Origin of the sequence: Nocardia brevicatena NBRC 12119, from assembly GCF_000308495.1 — a bacterium.
GTDB lineage: Bacteria > Actinomycetota > Actinomycetes > Mycobacteriales > Mycobacteriaceae > Nocardia > Nocardia brevicatena.
Window position 1 is genome coordinate 242768 of record NZ_BAFU01000086.1, and the last position, 19647, is coordinate 262414.

The 19647-nt window shown below is 67.3% G+C and carries 20 protein-coding genes; 11 read left to right on the top strand and 9 right to left on the bottom strand.

Annotation, left to right across the window (positions count from 1 at the left end; genetic code table 11):
* Positions 1-119 precede the first annotated feature (119 nt).
* Positions 120-1310: a helix-turn-helix domain-containing protein gene (locus ON20_RS24330; RefSeq protein WP_040838838.1), complete on the bottom strand. Its 1191-nt coding sequence runs from the start codon at positions 1308-1310 to the stop codon at positions 120-122.
* Positions 1311-1563: 253 nt separating this feature from the next.
* Between ON20_RS24330 and ON20_RS36725 the strand changes: the two genes are divergently transcribed.
* Genes ON20_RS36725 through ON20_RS39970 form a run of 4 tightly spaced genes read left to right on the top strand, consistent with a single transcriptional unit; the run spans position 1564 to position 2181 of the window.
* Complete coding sequence (locus ON20_RS36725; protein WP_157228971.1) at positions 1564-1740, top strand: hypothetical protein; 177 nt, start codon at positions 1564-1566, stop codon at positions 1738-1740.
* Complete coding sequence (locus ON20_RS36730; protein ID WP_157228972.1) at positions 1737-1907, top strand: hypothetical protein; 171 nt, start codon at positions 1737-1739, stop codon at positions 1905-1907. The genes ON20_RS36725 and ON20_RS36730 overlap by 4 nt, the downstream gene beginning before the upstream one ends.
* Positions 1907-2053, top strand: a complete 147-nt coding sequence (locus ON20_RS36735) for a hypothetical protein (RefSeq protein ID WP_157228973.1) — start codon at positions 1907-1909, stop codon at positions 2051-2053. The genes ON20_RS36730 and ON20_RS36735 overlap by 1 nt, the downstream gene beginning before the upstream one ends.
* A complete protein-coding gene (locus tag ON20_RS39970; protein ID WP_281032900.1) occupies positions 2050-2181 on the top strand; it encodes a hypothetical protein in 132 nt (43 codons plus the stop codon). Before ON20_RS36735 ends, ON20_RS39970 begins: the two co-directional genes overlap by 4 nt.
* 153 nt (positions 2182-2334) lie before the next feature.
* Here the strand turns inward: ON20_RS39970 and ON20_RS24335 are convergent, their stop codons facing one another.
* Positions 2335-3792, bottom strand: a complete 1458-nt coding sequence (locus ON20_RS24335; protein ID WP_040838840.1) for a DEAD/DEAH box helicase — start codon at positions 3790-3792, stop codon at positions 2335-2337.
* A 666-nt stretch (positions 3793-4458) separates the two neighbouring features.
* Here ON20_RS24335 and ON20_RS24340 point away from each other — a divergent pair.
* Positions 4459-5487, top strand: a complete 1029-nt coding sequence (locus ON20_RS24340) for an alpha/beta hydrolase (protein ID WP_040838841.1) — start codon at positions 4459-4461, stop codon at positions 5485-5487.
* Between the two features lie 769 nt (positions 5488-6256).
* On the opposite strand, the gene ON20_RS24345 is transcribed toward ON20_RS24340, so the two are convergent.
* Together ON20_RS24345 and ON20_RS24350 are read right to left on the bottom strand one after the other, a co-directional pair.
* On the bottom strand, positions 6257-6709 hold the full coding sequence (locus ON20_RS24345; protein WP_040839008.1) for a hypothetical protein: 453 nt from the start codon (positions 6707-6709) through the stop codon (positions 6257-6259).
* Between the two features lie 316 nt (positions 6710-7025).
* The gene (locus ON20_RS24350) at positions 7026-8114 is read right to left on the bottom strand and encodes a glycoside hydrolase family 183 protein (protein ID WP_083865179.1); all 1089 of its coding nucleotides are present in this window, start codon (positions 8112-8114) and stop codon (positions 7026-7028) included.
* A 180-nt stretch (positions 8115-8294) separates the two neighbouring features.
* Between ON20_RS24350 and ON20_RS24355 the strand changes: the two genes are divergently transcribed.
* Positions 8295-9365, top strand: a complete 1071-nt coding sequence (locus tag ON20_RS24355; protein ID WP_040838844.1) for a class I SAM-dependent methyltransferase — start codon at positions 8295-8297, stop codon at positions 9363-9365.
* Positions 9366-9427: 62 nt separating this feature from the next.
* On the opposite strand, the gene ON20_RS24360 is transcribed toward ON20_RS24355, so the two are convergent.
* On the bottom strand, positions 9428-11263 hold the full coding sequence (locus ON20_RS24360; protein ID WP_040838845.1) for an acyl-CoA dehydrogenase: 1836 nt from the start codon (positions 11261-11263) through the stop codon (positions 9428-9430).
* Between the two features lie 215 nt (positions 11264-11478).
* On the opposite strand from ON20_RS24360, the gene ON20_RS24365 reads away from it, so the two are divergent.
* Positions 11479-12078, top strand: coding sequence for an alpha/beta hydrolase family protein (locus ON20_RS24365; protein WP_040838846.1), 600 nt, complete (start codon positions 11479-11481; stop codon positions 12076-12078).
* A 47-nt stretch (positions 12079-12125) separates the two neighbouring features.
* Here the strand turns inward: ON20_RS24365 and ON20_RS24370 are convergent, their stop codons facing one another.
* From ON20_RS24370 to ON20_RS24380, 3 genes are all read right to left on the bottom strand, one after another.
* Positions 12126-12806 (bottom strand): class I SAM-dependent methyltransferase, encoded by a 681-nt coding sequence (locus ON20_RS24370; RefSeq protein ID WP_040839013.1) that lies wholly within the window; start codon positions 12804-12806, stop codon positions 12126-12128.
* Between the two features lie 61 nt (positions 12807-12867).
* Positions 12868-14151, bottom strand: a complete 1284-nt coding sequence (locus ON20_RS24375; RefSeq protein WP_051163200.1) for an erythromycin esterase family protein — start codon at positions 14149-14151, stop codon at positions 12868-12870.
* 93 nt (positions 14152-14244) lie between these two features.
* Positions 14245-15351, bottom strand: coding sequence for a glycoside hydrolase family 183 protein (locus tag ON20_RS24380; protein WP_040838848.1), 1107 nt, complete (start codon positions 15349-15351; stop codon positions 14245-14247).
* Between the two features lie 320 nt (positions 15352-15671).
* On the opposite strand from ON20_RS24380, the gene ON20_RS24385 reads away from it, so the two are divergent.
* The 3 genes from ON20_RS24385 (at position 15672) to ON20_RS24390 (ending at position 18098) form a co-directional block, all read left to right on the top strand.
* Positions 15672-16727: a hypothetical protein gene (locus ON20_RS24385; RefSeq protein WP_245547446.1), complete on the top strand. Its 1056-nt coding sequence runs from the start codon at positions 15672-15674 to the stop codon at positions 16725-16727.
* Positions 16679-17203: a TLP1 C-terminal extension domain-containing protein gene (locus ON20_RS39190; protein WP_245547448.1), complete on the top strand. Its 525-nt coding sequence runs from the start codon at positions 16679-16681 to the stop codon at positions 17201-17203. The genes ON20_RS24385 and ON20_RS39190 overlap by 49 nt, the downstream gene beginning before the upstream one ends.
* A 124-nt stretch (positions 17204-17327) precedes the next feature.
* Complete coding sequence (locus ON20_RS24390; RefSeq protein ID WP_040838850.1) at positions 17328-18098, top strand: crotonase/enoyl-CoA hydratase family protein; 771 nt, start codon at positions 17328-17330, stop codon at positions 18096-18098.
* 1 nt (position 18099) lies between these two features.
* On the opposite strand, the gene ON20_RS24395 is transcribed toward ON20_RS24390, so the two are convergent.
* Entirely contained in the window at positions 18100-18876 is a 777-nt protein-coding gene (locus ON20_RS24395) for an alpha/beta fold hydrolase (protein WP_040838851.1), read from the bottom strand.
* 260 nt (positions 18877-19136) lie between these two features.
* On the opposite strand from ON20_RS24395, the gene ON20_RS24400 reads away from it, so the two are divergent.
* The gene (locus ON20_RS24400; RefSeq protein WP_040838854.1) at positions 19137-19463 is read left to right on the top strand and encodes a hypothetical protein; all 327 of its coding nucleotides are present in this window, start codon (positions 19137-19139) and stop codon (positions 19461-19463) included.
* Positions 19464-19647 lie beyond the last annotated feature (184 nt).

Sequence of the window (19647 nt, forward strand, 5' to 3'; positions counted from 1 at the left end):
CGAGGAAGGCGCCCACTGTGGCGCCTTCTCTTCGTTTCACCCCCGAACGCACAACGACCCCGTCCGAAGGCGGGGCCGAAGGCTAACCAGAGCTGGTCGAGCAACCTACCCGGAGGGTATCAGCGCACCCCGACACGTTCCGCGAACGCGCGCAGACTGCTCTGCCGGTCCTTCTCCAACAACTCCCCCACCACCTGCTTCAACAGGGTCTGATACCGCACCCACTCCGGGCCCCCGACCCGCTCTGCGGTGAGCAGCATGTCCAGCGCCCGCTGATGCTGACCGGTGCGGGTCAACGCGGCGGCCTGGTCCAACAAATGCCGGGCCTGACTCACCTGGGTGAGGCCGGCACCTCGGTTCGGCATCCCCTTCGCCGCCTTCAACGCCTTCGAATACCGCTCGCTCGAGACATTGATGTCGACGGTCTGCATCACCACCTGCGACGGGCCGAAGTTGCATTCGTAGTCCCTGGTGTCCACACCGATCCGGCCGGCCACCTCTCCCGCGACGCTGGCCAAGTCCAGGGCTTCGGGAGTGTTCTGGTCCCGCCCTGCGGCCGTCGCGCCCTGCAGCACCAGCGACCCGTACACCGCCAACTCTGCGTTGGATGCGTCTCCGGTCGGCTCGACACCGGCCGCGGCCTTCAACGCCACCTTGTGCGACTCCTCATAGCGGCCCTGCACCAGGAGCTGCCACGCCACCGACCCGCGCAGGGTAGCGGCCAGGAGGGGATCGTTACCGCGTTCGGCCGCCGACAGCGCCGACCGGATCGCCGTGAACGCCGGGTCGGCCTGCCCCAGATGCACGAGCGTGCACCCGGTCACCCAGTACATGCGCGCCAGGAGTTCATGGGCCGGCGCCACGGTCTCGGCCTGGGCGGCGTGTGCGGTCGCCCGCAGCTGTGAGATACCCGGCGGGAGGATGGAGGTGAGCACCTCGTACCGGCCGCCCCAGTAGGCGCCCCACGCATAATCCACTGCCCGCTGGGCTTCCCGCAGCGAGACAGGTGGTTCGTCGGAGTCGAGCCCGATGAGGTCGTCGACATTGGTGAGGGCGCGGCGGATCGCCACGACACCGGCGTCCGGATCCTCGGAGGGGATGCCGTACCGTTTCCCGACCAGGTCGGCAATGTCGATGTCCAGTGCGCGGGCGATCTTCTGGAGGCTGGCGATGCTCGCCCCTGTCCGGACTTCCTGTTCGAGTTTCTTGATGAGGTCCAGGCTGACTCCGGCCTGTTCGGCGAGCTGCTTCTGCGTCAGTCTCTTGCCCCGGTAGCGGCGGATCCGCTGGCCGAGGGTGTCGTGTTCCATGGTTGACCTTCCGGTGAGCCCCTTCTATGGCGAGGGTACCGAGAAATTCCCGAAAAAGGGGGACAGGACGTCCCCCCTTGACCAATGTAACCCGGTTTACCTTTCCTCTACCACCCCTAGCGCCGGTCCCGGACCCCCGACCCTTTCCGGCGCGGGGGTGGTTCGCCACCACACAACACCACAACAACACGACACCGAGGTCTCCGATGACAGAGATCAGCATCGACCCCACCGCCGAGGCGCGGTCGGGAATGTGGGCGCCGAACTGCCCCATGAAGCACCAGACGAACCGTTCACCAGGTACGAGGCCTACGCAGCCATGCAGGCGCATATGGACTGCGACACCTTGTCCTGCGCCCGTAAACGCGCCGCCTGGCAGACCCTTATCGACGCCGGCGAGCTCGTCCCGGACAACGGGAGAAGGTCATGACCCCCATAGCCCCGGTTGAGCTGATCAACCGGTGGCGCATGGAGAAGTGCGACGACCGCGTCCCCTCGGTGAGCATTGAGCCCGCCCGGTTCGCGCTGTCCTTCCACGCCGGACATGGCTGCCGGCGCTTCCTTGATGGGCTTACCTACTCCTCGGCGGTGGTGTGATGACGCTGCCCCGACGGACTGCACTGCCCTCGGACGAAAAGGGGCGGACATCGTTTCTGCACTGCGTACCCCACTCGATCATCCTCACCCGGATCGTCGAACACCTGCGGGCGCAGCTGCACGCCCCCGAACGGGAGGCGCTGTGAGCAAGGGCGACAAGTACCGGGGTGTGCTGATCGACAACGACGGCCACATCAGATACCTCGGCGACGACGGATTCCCGGTCGACCCCGCCGAACTCCTCGACGAGGACGAGCAGGACGACACCGAGTGAGCGACCGGCCCCATTGGCACTCGGATTTCTTGGTATCGGCGCGGTTGGTCCGACCAGGTCCGGAGACGGTAGTGCTGCGGGTCGAGGGTTGAGGTCCGGACGCCCTGGACCCGGCGTGCGCGATCCGGCACCGGCGCCGGATTGCGCACGCCGTCAGCGACCGCGTCCACCGCCACCGGTACGCGAGAAGCCGGCCCGGCCACCGGTGCTGCCCGCGGGCGCAACCCCGTGACCACGTCCGCGAGTGCCGCGCCGCCCGGTGGAACGGCTGCCGTCGGTGCGGTGCCGACTGCCACCGTTTGCCGGACCGCCGTCGGTGCCGGTCTGGGTGCCGCCGCTTCGCCGGGGCTGCTTCGCGCGCATGGGTCGTTGTGCCGCAGTCCCGTTCCGGTTGACCCTATCCGCCGGTACGTCCTGCTCCGACGAAGCAGCGACGAGGGGGGCGACACGACCTACGAGCCGCGACACCGCGGACGAGTCCGCCGAAACATGCTGCGGTGTGGCGTCGATACCGGCCTTGCGCAACAAGGTCGCGACATCACCGCGTTCGGCGGGCAGGATCAGCGTGACGACGTCGCCGGTTCCGCCGGCTCGCGCGGTGCGGCCCGAACGGTGCAGATACGCTTTGTGTTCCGCCGGCGGATCGACGTGGACCACGAGTTCGACATTGTCGACGTGCACACCGCGGGCGGCGACGTCGGTGGCGACCAGAACCTTCGCGGTACCGGCCGCGAATGCCGCCAGGTTACGGTCGCGGGCGCTCTGTGCCAGGTTGCCGTGCAGATCCACGGCGGGAATGCCCGCGGCGGTCAATTGCCTCGCCAACTTGCGTGCCTGGTGTTTGGTGCGGGTGAACAGGATCCGTCGACCGATGCCGGATGCGAGTCGGTGCACGAGCGCCTTCTTGGCGGTGACGTCGACTGTCTCGAAGATGTGATGTGTCATCGTCGCGACCGGCGAATCCGCCTCGCCTACCGAATGCCGGACCGCGCCCGACAGGAAGCGCTCGACCAGCCGGTTGACGCTCTTGTCCAGGGTGGCCGAGAAGAGCAGGCGCTGACCTCCCGCCGGGGTGGCCGCCAGGATGCGGGTGACCGCGGGCAGGAACCCGAGATCGGCCATGTGGTCGGCCTCGTCGATCACGGTGATCTCGATGGCGTCGAGAGCGATGAGCCTCTGCTTCATCAGATCCTCGAGCCGGCCGGGACAGGCGACGACGATATCGACGCCGTGCCGCAGCGAACGCACCTGACGCTGTTGCGGTACACCGCCGAAGATGGTGGTGACCCTCATCCCGTACACCGCGGCCAGGGGTTCCATCGCTGCCGCGATCTGCATGGCCAGTTCCCGGGTCGGCGCCAGGACCAGCCCGGTCGGGCGGTTCGGTGCGGCCCGCCCGGCGCCGCCGAGCCGGTCGATCATCGGGATGGCGAAGGCGAGCGTCTTGCCGCTGCCGGTGCGTCCGCGGCCGAGAACGCTCCGGCCGGCGAGCGAATCGGGCAGGGTGTCGGCCTGGATCGGGAAGGGGGCGGTGATACCCGCGCGCGCCAGGGCGCGGGCGAGCGGTGCGCGGACGCCGAGCAGGGCGAACGACGGGGAATCAGTGTTCATGTCTGTGGGCTGCGCCTTTCGGGCATCGGGTTGTGCCGCAACTGGCTGTGGACGCGGGTCCGCGCCGGGAGCACGAGATGGCGAGATTGCCGAGAGGCAAAATCGAGCGCCGTAGGAATAGCGCTGCAACGCAGCGGAGCCGGTCGCGCAGAGAATGCCGCCTACGACGCTGGACGAGACCTGCGTTCCGTCCAGTGCATCGACAGCTCAGCGAACTGTCGCGTTTCGACCAGTCTAGCCGACAGGGCCCTGGACTCCCGAAGCCGGCCCGAGCCGCAAAGTAGCCTAGTGGCGGTCCGGTCGGTTTTCGGCTGCCGAGGCAAGTCGAAAGCGGCTCCGGCCGAGAAGTTCACGGCAGAACCCCAAGCCGGCAACCATCTCGTCGTCGACCATCACTCCACCAGGCGAGCCCTATGGCACGCTCACGCGTTCGTATCGACGTCGCTGATACCCCGCTCTGACAGACACGACCTCGTTGCGGTTTACTGAACAGGTGTGTGACGTCTTCGGGATGCCCGCGGCTCGGGTCGCTGGTGTCGGTCGGCAAGAAAGCGTCGGTCGAAACCGTCGTCCGGCAGGAGGTGGCCGGTGAAGCAAGGCGGTTCGGACTCGTCTGCCGCGGTGCGCCCCGAGAGTCGGCGCTTACCGACGCGATGGGTTGCCGAGGTGGTTGCGCCCGCAGTGGTGGTATTGGGAGCTCTGGCGATGACTCCTGGGGTGGCTGTCGCCGAGCCTCCGACCTCCGGCGCGGATACCGGGTCGTCCGAGGGCTACCAGGCCCCGGCCGAGAGCTCCGACCTTGCGGTCCGACCGGTCATCGACCGTATCGAGCCGATCACCGATCGTTGGCTTCGGGTATTTGTGACCTCGCCCGCGATGAACCGGGTCGTGCAGGTGCAGGTGCTCCTGCCGGCCGACCGTAGCCGGCCGCGACCCACCCTGTACATGCTCGATGGCCGCGGTGCCCCCGAGAAAAGCAGCAGTTGGACCGAGCACGGGCATGCGGTGGAGTTCTTCGCCGACAAGAACGTCAACGTCGTGTTCACCACCGGCGGTCCGGCCAATCTCTACACCGACTGGCAGCGCCGCGACCCTGTCCTGGGCACCAACAAATGGGAGACGTTCCTCACCCGCGAACTACCGCCACTGATCGACGCGCGCTTCGAAGGCAACGGTCGCAATGGGATCCAAGGAGTCTCGATGGGCGCCGAGGCCGCGATGATGCTCACCTTCCGAACTCCGGGCCTGTACTCCGTCGTCGCGGCCCATAGCGGCTGCTACACCGTCGCCTCCGGCACCGGCCAGGCCCAGGCTCGCTCCATCGTCAAAACCTATGGTGGCAATCCGGACAATATGTTCGGCCCACCGGACGACCCGGACTGGCTCGCCCACGACACCATGCTGCACGCCGAAGCCCTGCGCGGCACCGCGATCTACCTGTCCAGCGGCAGCGGGATCCCCGGCGAACACGACGTACCCGGCCAGGTCGAACTCCCCGACGCCATCACCGTCGGAGGCCCCCTCGAAGCCGGAGCCTACGAATGCGCTCACGCCCTTGCCGCCCGGCTGGCTCAATTGCAGATCCCCGCGACGGTGAATCTGCGGCCCACCGGCACGCACTCCTGGCCGTACTGGGCCGACGAACTGGCCCGTTCCTGGCCCACCATCGCCGAAGCACTCGGCCACGACCACTGACGGGAGCACATCGGTGTGGACGGCGCCTCGATGTGCAATCGACCCATAGCCAAGGGGTCCCGGTAGGCGCTTTCGGCAAGACTTCTCACGAACCGCCCGTGCGGTTCCTGAGCCCCGATAAGCGAGGGTCACCGGCTGCTGGAGTGGACAGCTCTTGGGGATGCGAATCGAGCAGACACTGTCCGATGAACTCGAACCCTGCGAGTTCATCGAGAAAGTGGAGGTGCTCGCGGTGGGCCGCGGCCGGGTCGGCGTCGCAGGCATGGTTCAGTTCAGCGATCGGATGAGTCGGGGCAGCCGGTGTAGTGGGACGGGGGTGCGGCCGGTGGTGGTGGACCGACAACGGCATGTTGGCGGCGATAACGACCATCCATTGGCACAATCCTTGTCCGAGCGGGCAAAACCTGATGGTTTCGTGGCGGAACCAGCGAACGAATATGAACCTGGACGATGCGCTCTACGGGATACCGGGTGGGGGCGAGGGCTCCGACACGTGGCCGGAATTCCTATCTCCTTCAGGCAAGTATGAGCGGCTCGTTCGAACCGCATGTTCACCAAAGGGTGTTTCTAGGCAAACGCTGAAATGAAATCATCGTTGACCAGCGATGACATCCGACTCTCTGCGTCCAGGAAAGGATCGGTTGATGAAAGGTCGAAGGCTGGGCGGAGCCGCCCGAGTGCATCGCGCCTCCCATAGGGACAGCGATCGGGCCGCGCGTAGACCCTTCATCGTCACCGATGCCTTCTCGTGGTCGAATGAGCCGTCGAGTCAGCGGAGTTGTTCGGTCAGTCGCTCCAGGCCGTCTTTGATCAGCCGTCCGTACTCGTCATCGCCGAGCGTGCCGATGGTGTCCTGCGCATGATGCAGGTGTTCACGGGCTCGGTCGAGATCGCCCAGCTTGCGGTAGCAGTCACTCAGGTTCAAATGCAGCGACGGATACAAGCCGGCCGCCGGAAGCGTCACTCCGGCCTGCGCCAGGTGCGTATCGGTCAGTAGATCGGCAGCCGCCAGTGCTCGCTGGTCCCATATCAGTTCTTGTTGCCCGTCTTCTTGCGCGTCGGCCATCGCATGGGCGAGCGTGCAGCGGTGCAGCGGGTCTCCGTCCTCGCCGCCGATCTCGTCCCAGATCTCGGCGAACAAGAGGCGGGCGGCTTCTCGCTCGCCTCCGTGATTGAGCTGCACCGCCTCGCCGATCCGGAGAAGTGTTGGATCCGTGATCATCGACGGCTCCTTCCCGGCCGGTTCGCAAGACGGAGATAGCACCGCCCCGGCGACCGACACGATACCGCTTCGCACTGCCATGGGTCACTTCGCGGTCGTTCGAACAGCAAGGGCCTGGCCCGCTCTCGACACCGACAAATCCTCGCCAAAGGCTGACATCACCCTCCGGTGTCCAATGGTCTACGAGCTCTCCGCCCGAGGTCTACGGACCCTCCGCCCCGCAGGGTTTTACGCTGAGCACCTCAGCAACGGTGATGCTCCGATCCCTCGAGCCGAGATCGTGCCGTCACGATACGGAACGCCCGGCCCCCCCTCGCTACAGCGGGGTCCGCATGAGCAGCACGTTGTACTGGTGATGCACCGTCAGCAGGAAGTACAGATCGCTCCCGGTCTGATACGGGAAGATCATCGGCGCGTACGCGGAAGGCAGTGCCGCCGTATCGATCAGCACGCGCGGCGGACTCCACGGACCTTCCGGTTTCTCGGCGGTGCGCATCACCACCGAGTTGGCGGGATCGGTGGTCAGCATGATGTAGCGACCCAGGTGTTCGTTCCACTGCACCGACAACTCGGCGACACCCTCGATGACCGGCGCGGACGCCTTGGGGTCGTTGAGTTTCCAGACCTTCCCGTCCCAGTACTCGTACGCATCGATATTCGCGATATCGGCTTCCTTGACCCGGGAGATGAACCCCAGGTTGTTCCGCCCGGCCGGAGTCCCGTAGCGGTAGACATAACCGTCGTCCTTCAGGAAGGAGTTCTGCTGGAACCGTTCGTGGCCGTCGATATTGGCCCGTCGGGTGGTGGGCAGCTGGGACCAGGTCTGGCCACCGTCGCCGGAGGCGGCGAGGGTGGAGAAGTTGGTGATCCACTTGCCGTGGTCGCCCCATTCCTTCACCGACATCAGGCTCATGAACTGGGTGCCGCCCACCGATACGCCGGCGGTGGGGATGAGGCTGATCTCGATACCCGGAATCTTGGGGCTGGGCAGGGGGTTCGGGACGATGCTGTCGAAAAGGATGCCACCGGACGGGTCCTTGGTGTGGCTGCGGAAGATCACATTGCTGGTCCAGGCCCAGACGCTGCCGGCGAGGAGGTTGGGCACGCCGAGGCCCGCGCTGTCGCCGAAGGCGGTGAGCAGGGTGCCGTTTCCGTCGTCCCACATGATGCCCAGGTCGGTGCCGAGCACGTTCACCTGCTGGGTCTGGTTCGGACTGTCCATGCCGGTCACCTGGAACACCGCCTCGGTAGGGCCGGGCAGGCGGGGCAGGCCGCGCGGTTGGCCGTTGATCCCCGGGATGGGGTTGACATTGTTGGGGTCGGCCAGGGCCGGTCCCGCCAACACCATCGCCGCGGTTGCGCCGAGTACGCCGATACGAGCGAGTGCGGACAGCGAACGGCTCATCTGAATGATCCCTCCAGGGTGCGGTCTGCCGGTATTTTGCCACGGGCACCGGCCTTCTGCCGGGATGAGGGGCTCGCCTGCGGCCGTGCCCGTTAACGCCCTGGACGAGGACCGCGATCCTGCAACGCAACCAATCCGTGGGCGGGCTCGTCCACGACCTCGACGGGAGGAGGGGGCGATATGAGCGTCGGAGCCGTCACGGCAGAACAGTTCGCCGAGCGCCTGGTGACCGCGGCGCTGGGCACCATCGATATACTCGCCGTACATCTGGGTGATCGGATGGGGTGGTATCGGACCTTGGCCGAGCGTGGCCCGCTCAACTCGGCCGAACTGGTCGAATACGGGCTGGGCCGGGAGCGGTACGCCAGGGAGTGGCTCGAGCAGCAGGCCGCGGCCGGGATTCTGACCGCCCATTCCGATGGGCGTTTCGAACTGCCCGCCGGGGCCGCCGAAGTCCTCACCGATCCGGACAGTCTGAATTATCTGGCGCCGTTGGCGCGTATGTTGGCCGCGGCGGCCGTGCAGATGCCGGCCCTGGTGCGGGCGTATCGCAAGGGTGGTGGTGTCGACTGGGCGACCTACGGTATCGACATGCGGGAAGCGCAGTCGGATATGAACCGGCCGTGGTTCCAGCGGCGGCTCGCCGATGATCTGGCCGGGATCGCCACAGTGCACGAGCGGTTGAGGCGGCCCGGGGCGCGGGTCGCGGATATCGGTTTCGGCGGGGGTTGGTCGTCCCTCGCCCTCGCCGAGGCGTATCCGGATCTGCGCGTCGACGGCTACGAGGTGGATGCGCCGTCGGTGGAGATGGCGACCCTGCATGCGTACGCGGCGGGGGTGTCGGATCGGGTGCGGTTTCAGCGGGCCGACGCGGCCACCGATCTGCAGGCGGGGGGTTACGACCTTGTGTTCGCCTTCGAATGTCTGCACGATATGCCGCGTCCGGTGGAGGTGTTGGTCGGGGCGCGACGAGCGCTGCGGCCGGGTGGATCGGTGATCGTCATGGATGAGGCGGTGGCGGAGAAATTCCGCGCGCCCGCCGACGAGGTGGACCGGCTGATGTACGGGTTCAGCCTGCTGATCTGTCTGCCGGACGGGCTCTCGCACCCCGGTTCCGTGGGGACCGGCACCGTGATGCGTTCGGATACCCTGCGCCGTTACGCGCGGGAGGCCGGTTTCGCCGGTGTCGAGGTGCTGCCGATCGAGGACTTCGGTTTCTGGCGGTTCTACCGGCTGACCCCTGAGCGGTAGCGGATCGACGAGTAAGGCGGCCGGGATCGATCCCGGCCGCCTTACTCGGATGTCATGTCGCGTCAGAACGCTGCTTCGTCCAGCTCCATGATGTCGTTGTCCAGGTTGGCCAGGATGGCGCGGGTGGCGGTCAGCTCCGGCAGGACATTGCGGGCGAAGAACTGCGCCACGCCGACCTTGCCCTGGTAGAAGGCCCGATCCGCGCCTTCGGCGCCGGCGTCCAGCGCCGCCCCGGCGACCTCGGCCTGGCGCAGCAGCTGCCAGCCGATGAGCAGGTCGCCCACGGAGAGCAGGAAGCGCACCGAACCCAGACCCACCTTGTACAGCTCGTTCGGCTGTTCCTGGGCGCCCATCAGATGCCCGGTGAGGGTGGCGGCCATGGCCTGCACGTCCTCGAGCGCGGTGGCCAGCAGCTTGCGCTCGCCCTTCAGCCGGCCGTTACCGGCCTCGGAGTCGATGAACTTCTGGATCTGGCCGGCCACATGGGCCATCGCCACCCCGCGGTCGCGGGCGATCTTGCGGAAGAAGAAGTCCTGCGCCTGGATGGCGGTGGTGCCCTCGTACAGCGAGTCGATCTTGGCATCGCGAATGTACTGCTCGATCGGGTAGTCCTGCAGGAAGCCGGAGCCGCCCAGGGTCTGCAGCGATTCGGTCAGGTACTGGTAGGCCCGCTCGGAGCCGACACCCTTGACGATCGGCAGCAGCAGGTCGTTGACGCGGGCCGCGAGCTCGGCGTCGGCGCCGGATACCAGCTCGGCGACGTCGGCGTTCTGGTGGGCGGCGGTGTAGAGGTACACCGCGCGCAGGCCCTCGGCGTAGGCCTTCTGCGTAGCCAGGCTGCGGCGCACGTCCGGGTGGTGGGTGATGGTGACGCGCGGCGCGGTCTTGTCGGCCATTCGGGTCAGGTCGGCGCCCTGGACGCGCTGTTTGGCGTAGTCGAGTGCGTTCAGATAGCCGGTGGACAGGGTGGCGATGGCCTTGGTGCCGACCATCATGCGCGCGTGCTCGATGACCTCGAACATCTGCGCGATACCGTTGTGCACCTCGCCGACGAGCCGGCCCTTGGCCGGGATACCGTGGCCACCGAAGGTGACCTCACAGGTGGCCGAGGCCTTCAGGCCCATCTTGTGTTCGACATTGGTGACGAAGACGCCGTTGCGCTCGCCCAGTTCACCGGTCTCGGGGTCGAAGTGGAACTTCGGCACGAAGAACAGTGACAGCCCCTTGGTGCCGGGGCCGGCCCCCTCGGGGCGGGCCAGCACCAGGTGCATGATGTTCGGGAACAGGTCGTCGGAGTCGGCCGAGGTGATGAAGCGCTTCACGCCCTCGATATGCCAGGAGCCGTCCTCCTGCTCGATGGCCTTGGTGCGGCCGGCGCCCACATCGGAACCGGCGTCGGGTTCGGTGAGCACCATGGTGGCGCCCCAGCCCTGCTCGACCGCGATCTTGGCCCACTTCTTCTGCTCTTCGGTGGCGTTGTTGAAGAAGATGTTCGCGAAACCGGGGCCGGCGGCGTACATGAAGGCCGCGGGCTGAGCGCCCAGGATCAGTTCGGCGATGGCCCAGTACGCGGCGCGCGGGACCGGGATACCGCCCAGTTCGGGATCGACGGAGTAGGTGTCCCAGCCGCCTTCCTGCAAGGTGCGGTAGCTCTTCTTGAACGACTCGGGCAGGGTGACCGAGTGAGTTTCAGGGTCGAAGACCGGCGGGTTGCGGTCGGCGTCGGCGAAGGATTCACCCAGTGGGCCTTCGGCCAGGCGACGCACCTCGTTGAGCATCTCTTTGATGGTGTCGACGTCCAGATCCCCGTATGCGCCGGTCTCCAGGACGCTGCCCAGGCCGAGTACCTCGAAGAGGTTGAATTCCAGGTCGCGGACGTTGCTCTTGTAGTGACCCATTTCAGTACTCACTCTCCGTTGAGTTGGTGCGGTCGGTGGTCGCCGTTCCCGCCCGTCTTGCCATACGGGTAGCCCTGCCGAGCAATGGCAGACTACTCGCGGGTAACTTACGCTCTATATTACCGATGAGTAAAGAAGTAGGCAAAGGCAAGATCACGCATTGTGATCTGTCGAACACGGCGGTTTCGGACCGAGTCGAACGGATACGGTGAGACATGCGGATCGAGACGAGCACCGGCCCCGCCGAGATCGACTTGGAGATTCCCGCCCAACCCGCGTTCCTCCTGGTATTCACACACGGCGCGGGCGGCGGCGTGGACTCACAGGACATCCTGACCGTCCGCGATACCGCCCTCGCCGCGGGCGGGGCGGTGGCCCTGGCGCTCCAGCCCTATCGGGTCGCGGGCAGACGCGCACCCGGCTCGTCCGGCCCCCAAGACGCGACCTGGTTGGAAATCGTCGCCGCGCTGCGGGCGAAGGTCGGCGAGGATCTACCACTGATCCAGGGCGGGCGCAGCAATGGCGCCCGCGTGGCCTGCCGCACCGCCGCGGCGGCGGGGGCTCGCGGCGTGATCGCGCTGTCCTTCCCACTGCATCCGCCCGGCAAGCCGGAACGGTCCCGACGCGTGGAACTCCTTGCCGCCGCGGATATCGATGTCGTGGTGATCAACGGCGGCAGCGATCCGTTCGGTATTCCCGATCCCGACGACGCGGCCGAGGTCCGGGTGGTTCCGGGCCAGCACCACTCGTTCCGGAAGGGGTTCGACGTCATCGGGGAAACGATCACCCCATGGCTCGACCGCTGGTGCGGGTGAGCCGCGACCCGTGGCGAGAAGCGCGGCCCGCGCGTCGCGAAGGGGTCTCAGCCGTGGGGCGGAGGTTGCGGGCTGGTGTGTTTGGTGGCTACGACCAGGGCGTCGATGGCGTTTCCGGCCTCCGTCGGACGGGTGACGCGATGCGCGATATGGATGTCCAGACCCGAATCCGCCCCGAGATCGGCGGTGATGTCCTCGGGCGTGAACAGGATCGATGGGTCCTGCGGGCCGCCGTGCCCCTCGGTGAGATTGACGGCGTCGTGACCGAGGACCAGCAGGGTACCGCCGGGCGAGAGCAACCGCGTCACGCGGTGCAGGAGTGCGCGACGTCGGGACGCGGGCAGGTGGAGGAAAACCATCAACACCAGTTCATAAGGACCGCCGAGGTCGGTCTCGGCATCGGCGAGATCGGCGCACTGCCAGTCGAGGCGTCCCCGTACCGAACGTGACAACCGGGACGCCACGGTACGCGCCTTATCGATCCCCACCTGCGAGAAGTCGACCGCGTGCACCCGCCACCCGTGCGTGGCCAGCCACAACGCGTTGCGCCCCTCCCCGCAGGCCAGATCGAGGGCACGCGGCAGATCGGGGATCAGCCCGTCGGGGCCCGGGAACAAGGGGGTACGTCGGTCCAGGCCGTGCACGTGCTCCACGACGGTGCTGTTGGGCGGTTCGCCCCATACCAATTCGCTTTGTGAGTACCGCTCGTCCCACACGGCTGCGTCCATATCGTCGAGTCTATGGACGCGACCGGTCATCGGACTCCGGGATCGGGCGGCCGAATCCGGTTCAGGCGGGGTGGGGCTCCGGCAGCCACCGCACGGGCGTGGTCTGCCGGATATGGACCAGCGCGTCGAAGGCGCCCGCCAGTGAATCCGGTTGGAACCGTGCCAGGTCGTCCTGGGCGGGGTCGTAGACGCCGCTGATCACGCGAACCGGCACCGGCTCGTCCAGCCACCGCCGCACCGCGGCGGGAGCCTCGACGGACAGGTCGAGGTAGAAGGCAGGCAGGTCGACCGCGGCCAAGGCGGCGTCGAGCAGGTCCGGCGCCGGGTCGGGCGCAACGGCCATGCCGAGGTCGCCGTGGTGGAAGCCGATCGCCACCGACAGATAGCGTGGACCGAAATACGCGCGCAGGTGGCTGCCCGTACCGCGGAAGATGGCGGGAGCGGAGCCTCCCATGCGCGCCGAGAGGGCACTCGTATGAGCGAGACCGTCCCAGTAGACGATCCGCGCCCCGATGCGGTCGTACCAGGAGACGATAGTGTCGGCCGACGGTTTCTCGTCCCGGGCGAAACCACCCTGGCCGGCGACACTGTTCTCGTGGAAGGCCACGATGAGCCGGACCCGGTCCAGCGCCGTGGTGTGGCGGTGGGCGAGGCTCTCGCCGGACACCGCCGCCTCGGCCCGCGGGTCGGACAGCGATTCCACCAGGGCCAGGGCGTCCCGGGCGTGTTCGACGAACGGGCGTCCGGGGTGGATGCCCTGGTGGCGTTGCACGTGCTCGTCGATCCGATGCGCGGTACGGATCGGGGCCAGATGTCCCCGCAGTTCCGTGAGTCGATCGGGAGCGATGTCCTGGACATAGTCGAGCACCGCGTCGTAGTCGGTCGGTTCCGCGGCGGGCGGTTCCACGCCGAACACGCTCACCTGGTCGTCGGGATGCCGCTCGTTGTAGGCACGGATCCATTCGAGGGTGGCGACGGTTTCCGCGGTGCGCCACGGCCGCCAGGCCCCGGCGAGGACGGCGTGCGGGTCGCCCGTGCCGTATCGGGCGTAGGCGTCGAGGCGTTCGCCGGAGCGCGCGCTGTCCTGGATGGCCAGCGCGCGGAAACCGTGCTCTTCGACCAGGATGCGGAAGATACGCTCGCGCACCCCGTAGGTCTGATGGGAGAAGCGTGTGGACTCCCCGAGGCCGATCACGGTCGCACCGGCCAGACGTTCGATCAGCGGTTCCAGGTCGGTGTCGGTGTGCTCGGCGTCGGTGCCGGTGAGGGGATGCGCCGCGGTGCGCAGCCACGCGCGCACCGCGGCATCGTCGGCTGTGGCGGTGAGGGTCGATCTGGTTGTCACTGGGTCCTCCCGAGATCTCGGCGTCTGCCCACCAAGCCTCATACCCGAACAATGGTTTAGGTCAAGGCGGAGACGGGCGTCGGGAGATAGCGGTCACAACCGCGTTCGCATCAGGATCACGTTGTACTGGCTGTGCACCGTGGTGAGGAAGTACAGATCGGGTCCGGTCTGGTACGGGAAGATCGACGGGGCGTACGCGGTGGGCAACTCCCGGGTATCGATCAGCACCCGCGGCGGGCTCCACGGGCCCTCCGGAGCCGAGGCGGTGCGCATCACCACGGAATTCCACAGGTCGGTGGTGAGCGAGACGAACTGGCCGAGATATTCGTTGTACATCACCGACAGTTCCCCGACACCGTGCATGATCGGCGCCGCGACGTTGACATCGCCGCGCCGCCAGCCCCGTCCGTCCCAGTACTCGTAGGCGGTCAGGTCCTGGATGTCGCGCCCGCGCACCCGGGAGACATAGGCGGCGTTGTTACGTCCCGCCCTCGTGCCGTACTGGTAGACGTAGCCACCGTCCTTCAGGAAGGCGTTCATCTGGAAGTTGGTGTGCCCCCCGTCGTTGGGGCGCCGGGTCCCGGCCAGGTCCGCCCAGGTCTCGCCGTTGTCGGCGGAGGCGGCCAGACCGGAGAAGTTGGTGGTCCACTGGCCGACCTTGTCCCAGCTCTTCACCGACATCATGCTCATGTACTGCACACCGTCCACCTCGATACCCGCGGTGGGAATACGGCTGATCTCCAGGAACGGGATCTTGGGACTGGGAACCAGGTCACGGGCCTGTCCGAAGACATCGCGGACGACGCTGTCGAAAAAGACGCCGTCGGCGGGATTCCTGGTCCGGCTGCGGAGCAGGATATTGCTGCGCCAGGCCCAGGTGCTGCCGGCGAGCAGGTTGGGAAATCCGAAGCCCGCGGTATCGCCGAAGGCGGTGAGCATCTCCCCGCGGCCGTTGTCCCACATGATGCCCAGATCGGTGCCGAGCACGTTGTAGGTCTGGGTGTTGTTGGGGCTGGCCATACCGGTCACCTGGAACACGGCCTTGGTGGCGCCGCGCAGGGTGGGAAGGCCATTGGTGCCGTTGAGCACCGGAATCGGGTTGATGGCATTGGGGTTCGCCGTCGCCGGGGCGGTGGCGACCAGTAGCGCTGCCGATACGCCCGCCAGCGCGGCCAAGAGAATGGATCCGGTCTTGTTCAAGTCCGTCGGCCCTTCGGGTGATTGTCGAAAAGGCGGAATTGAGATACGCGAGTCCTGTATCGCGGCTCGCGCCATATAGTGGACTGCCTGGCAAACCGTCGAAAATGCTAGCAGCGCAACTCGCGAATACCGGATATTAGGCCGACTACCTGCACAAAGTGTCCGACCTGGCGCAGTTGGCGCGAAACCGCGTCAATAACTGGGCGAATGCTGCTCGGTTAACTGGCATTCATCCGAGCATGGCCCGTTCCACTCTGTTCTAATCAAGGGCAAGTTACCGGTCGTTCCGATTGGTAACGGCGCAACGGAGCGGAGGAACTATGCTGCCTGCCGGATTGGATCCGCGAACCCCGGTCCTGGTGGGGGTCGGCCAGATCGTGCACCGCCCCGGCGAACCGGGCCTGCCCGGACCGGCGGAACTCGCCACCGAAGCACTGCGCCGGGCGGGCGCCGACAGCGGGGCCGGAGATGCCCTGCTGCGCTCGGCGGATCTACTGGCCTCCGTGGCCCCGGTGAGCCGTCCTTACCCGAACCTGGCGGCCCTGGTGGCGGCCGAACTGGGCGCCTCGCCGAAACGCACCCTGCAATCGGCGCCGTTCGGTAGCGACGGACCACAGCGGCTGCTCAATACCCTGGCCCAGACCATCGCGGACGGAAAATCCGATATCGCCCTCATCACCGGCGCCGAGTCGGTGGCCTCCTGGAACGCCGCCACCCGCCGCGGCACCGCGCTCGACTGGCCCGAACAGGACGAGCGCGTCCGACCGAACGAGGTTGTGGGCGCCGACGACGCTCCCAATACAGAGATGGAGACCGCGGCCGGGCTCTGGGGTCCGATCTACATGTACGCGCTGATGGAAACCGCGATGCGCGGTCGGCTCGGTTTGGACGTGGCCACCCACCGGCAGCGGATCGGCGAGCTGTGGTCGCGGTTCTCGGCGGTGGCCGTGCAGAACCCGTATGCCTGGCTGCCCACCGAACGCGATGCCGCCGAACTTCTCACCCCCACCCCCGACAACCGGATGGTGTCGAGTCCGTACCCGAAGCTGCTGGTGGCGAACCTGACCGTGGACCAGGGCGCGGGTCTGATCCTGTGCAGCGCGGCCGCCGCGGACGCTGCCGGGTGCCACGCGAGAAATGGGTGTTCCCGCACGGCGGCGCCACCGCCACCGATACCTGGTTCGTCTCCGAGCGCGCCGATATGGCCGCCTCCCCCGCCATCGCCGCGGCGGGCCGGGCGGCGCCGGCGGGCGCCGGTATCGGGATCGACGAAGTGGCCCATATCGACCTGTACTCCTGCTTCCCGGTGGCGGTTCAGGTGGGCGCCGTGGCATTGGGGCTGCCGATCGGCGATCCGGCCCGACCGCTCACCGTGACCGGCGGACTGACCTTCGCCGGCGGTCCCGGCAACAACTACGCCACCCATTCCACCGCGTCCATGGTCGAGCGACTGCGCGCCGACCCGGACCGGTACGGCCTCACCACGGCGCTCGGCTGGTATATCACCAAACACGGTGTCGGCGTCTACTCGACGCGTCCGCCGGCCCGGCTTTTCCGCGCCGTCGAAGCCGACGTTCCGCAGGCTCGTCGGGACACCGCCCCCGGCTACACCGGCCCGGCGGCCGTCGAGGCCTACACCGTCCCCTATCGCAGGGGCCGCAACGGGGACGAGGCCGAAGCCGTGGTGATCAGCGCCCTGAACCCCGCAGGCGCCCGCATACTGATTCGGGCAACGGACACCGAGACCATCACAGCCTTCACCGAGGGCGACCCGTTCGGCGCCGCCATCGAGATCACCGCCGCCGACCGCGTTGCTCTGCGGCCGGACGCCGGCGGAGGTAGCGCAGCGTGACCACGCAGGCACAGCCCGATCGCGTCATCGGCACAGCGGCCGGATGTCAGCGCCCGCGGAGGCAGCGCAGCGTAACCACGCAGGCACAGAACGGCCGCACATACAACACCGAGAGGATCGCCCGATGACCGAGCAGAACACGGTACTGACGGAACGACGCGACGCCATCACCCTGCTGACAGTGTCGCGTCCCCAGGCGCGCAATGCCATCGACCTGCCCACCGCCCGGGCGCTCGAGGCCGCCATCGACGAGTTCGAGGCCGACAACACCGCCCGGGTACTCGTCCTGACCGGTGCCGGCGGCACCTTCAGCGCCGGGATGGACCTGGTCGCCGCCTCGCGCGGTGAAATGCCGATGACGCAGCGGCGCGGTCCGCTCGGAATCACCGCCAAACCACCGGTGAAACCGATGATTTCGGCGGTCGAGGGGTTCGCGCTCGCGGGCGGTTTCGAACTGGCCCTGGCCGGTGATCTGATCGTGGCGGCCCGTGATGCCCAGTTCGGCATTCCCGAGGTCAAACGCGGGCTGGTCGCGGTGGGCGGTGGCGTATTGCGGCTGACCCAGCGGCTGCCGCGCAGCATCGCCGCCGAACTCGCGCTGACCGGCGGCCGGATCGGCGCCGAACGGCTGTATCGGCTGGGCCTGGTGAACCGGCTCACCGAACCGGGCGGCGCGCTCGACACCGCGCTCGAGCTGGCCGGTGAGGTCGTCGCGGCAGCGCCGCTCGCGGTGGCCGCGAGCAAGCGGATCATCGACGAATCGCCGGATTGGTCGACGGAGGAGGCATTCGCCAAACAGGGTGAGATCGCGCTTCCGGCACTGGTTTCCGAAGACGCGGCCGAGGGCGCGCTGGCGTTCGCGGAAAAACGCGAACCCCGCTGGCAGGGCCGCTGAGCTACCGCCGATCCAACAGCAGCCGCGCGCAGCGGTCCGGGTCGTCATAGAACGGCGTGTGGCCGCTGCCGGGCAGCGTGATGTGCCGGGCGCCGGGCAGCACCGCTCGGGCCCGGCGGCTCTGGGTGGCGTAGGTGAGCAGGACATCGCGGTTGCCCCAGGCAATGGTCACCGGGATATCGGCGAGAGCAGCCGGATCCGGCGGTTTCACCTCGGTGAAGGAGTCCAGCGCCGGGCCGAAACCGAGGGAGGTGACGGCGCCTTCGGCAGTGTCCAGGGCGACCCGCGTGTCCACCGCCCATGGTTTGCCGAAGACCAGACCGAGGAAGGCGGTGCGGCCGGCGGCGGTGCCGAGGATGGCGGGCAGTTTCGGACGCAATATCCGCCCAAGGGTTTTGGACCTGCCCAGCGACTGCTGGCACCAGACCCGGCCGGCGGTACCCCAGAAACCGATCGGGGAGAAAGCGGTGACCGAACGGGCGAGACCGCGCGCACCCAGGTTCAGGGTGATGAGACCACCCATCGAATTACCGGCCAGGTGCGGGCGCTCGATTTTTTGCGCGGCGAGGAAATCGGCCAGCGCCTCGGTGAGCGTGTCGACCGTGGTGCGCGGCAGCGGCGCGGAACCGCCGAAGCCGGACAGATCGATCGCGATCACCTCGAAGGACTCGGCGAGGGTGCCGATAATCGGCTCCCACACCTGCCACCGGCTGCCGACGCCGTGCACCAGAACCAGCGGTTCGCCGCTGCCTTCGCGATGATGATTCAAGACGGTCATCTTCGCCTCCGGTGGTCAGGACACGTCCTGACCACCCTACTGGACGCCCACGCCGAACAGTAGGCAGCGGCCGTCAGTTGGTTTCCGGTACTCGTCCACGGATACCCCGCCGGCCTGTGAATCTGACGGTAATTCCCGTCCCCGAGTTGCGGGCCGACTGTGATTGCGACTACACACAACCTTGGACAGCTGCCCAACCGGGCAAAGGGCCCCTTGACCGGTGCTGCGCTGTCCGTGAAACACAGTGAGAGAGGAACCTGGTGCGGATCACGCTCATCGCCGCGACCCTTATCGCCCTGCCGCTGCTGGCGGCCTGCGGCAGCGACTCCGATTCGGCGCCCGCGCTGACCGAAACGGATCTGTCCAAATCTCTGCAGGAGAAGGGCCTGCAGGATCCGGAGTTCGCCGACTGCGCGGCGAAGCTCTACGTGCAGGAAGGTATTTCGCAAGATGGCCTGCGCACCATGGTCGGCGACGAATTCGACACCAGGATGGCCGATCCGGAAACCCTCGGTATGAGCAAGGAAGACGCCGACAAGGCACGCGCGGCGACCAGCAAGATCGTCAACGAGTGCCTCGGCAAGTAACGAGTAAGTGATCGCAGCCGTTGCGGCCCCGCGATCGAGCGGGGACAGGCCGCGGTACGGCATGGTCGAGTCGAGCGAGGAGAAGTGGGTCGGCAAGCAGTACAACCGCGCCCCTACGTCCCGCTCGGCCGGCATCCACGCCCCCGAGTCCGGACAGCGATAATCGAAAGTTCGCCGACGCGTT

What these genes read in the sequence shown, in the direction of transcription:
- ON20_RS24330 (WP_040838838.1), bottom strand. Translation starts at nt 1,310, where the DNA reads ATGGAACACGACACCCTCGGCCAGCGGATCCGCCGCTACCGGGGCAAG.
- ON20_RS36730 (WP_157228972.1), top strand. Translation starts at nt 1,737, where the DNA reads ATGACCCCCATAGCCCCGGTTGAGCTGATCAACCGGTGGCGCATGGAG.
- ON20_RS36735 (WP_157228973.1), top strand. Translation starts at nt 1,907, where the DNA reads ATGACGCTGCCCCGACGGACTGCACTGCCCTCGGACGAAAAGGGGCGG.
- ON20_RS24335 (WP_040838840.1), bottom strand. Translation starts at nt 3,792, where the DNA reads ATGAACACTGATTCCCCGTCGTTCGCCCTGCTCGGCGTCCGCGCACCG.
- ON20_RS24345 (WP_040839008.1), bottom strand. Translation starts at nt 6,709, where the DNA reads ATGATCACGGATCCAACACTTCTCCGGATCGGCGAGGCGGTGCAGCTC.
- ON20_RS24350 (WP_083865179.1), bottom strand. Translation starts at nt 8,114, where the DNA reads ATGAGCCGTTCGCTGTCCGCACTCGCTCGTATCGGCGTACTCGGCGCA.
- ON20_RS24355 (WP_040838844.1), top strand. Translation starts at nt 8,295, where the DNA reads ATGAGCGTCGGAGCCGTCACGGCAGAACAGTTCGCCGAGCGCCTGGTG.
- ON20_RS24360 (WP_040838845.1), bottom strand. Translation starts at nt 11,263, where the DNA reads ATGGGTCACTACAAGAGCAACGTCCGCGACCTGGAATTCAACCTCTTC.
- ON20_RS24365 (WP_040838846.1), top strand. Translation starts at nt 11,479, where the DNA reads ATGCGGATCGAGACGAGCACCGGCCCCGCCGAGATCGACTTGGAGATT.
- ON20_RS24370 (WP_040839013.1), bottom strand. Translation starts at nt 12,806, where the DNA reads ATGGACGCAGCCGTGTGGGACGAGCGGTACTCACAAAGCGAATTGGTA.
- ON20_RS24385 (WP_245547446.1), top strand. Translation starts at nt 15,672, where the DNA reads ATGCTGCCTGCCGGATTGGATCCGCGAACCCCGGTCCTGGTGGGGGTC.
- ON20_RS24390 (WP_040838850.1), top strand. Translation starts at nt 17,328, where the DNA reads ATGACCGAGCAGAACACGGTACTGACGGAACGACGCGACGCCATCACC.
- ON20_RS24395 (WP_040838851.1), bottom strand. Translation starts at nt 18,876, where the DNA reads ATGACCGTCTTGAATCATCATCGCGAAGGCAGCGGCGAACCGCTGGTT.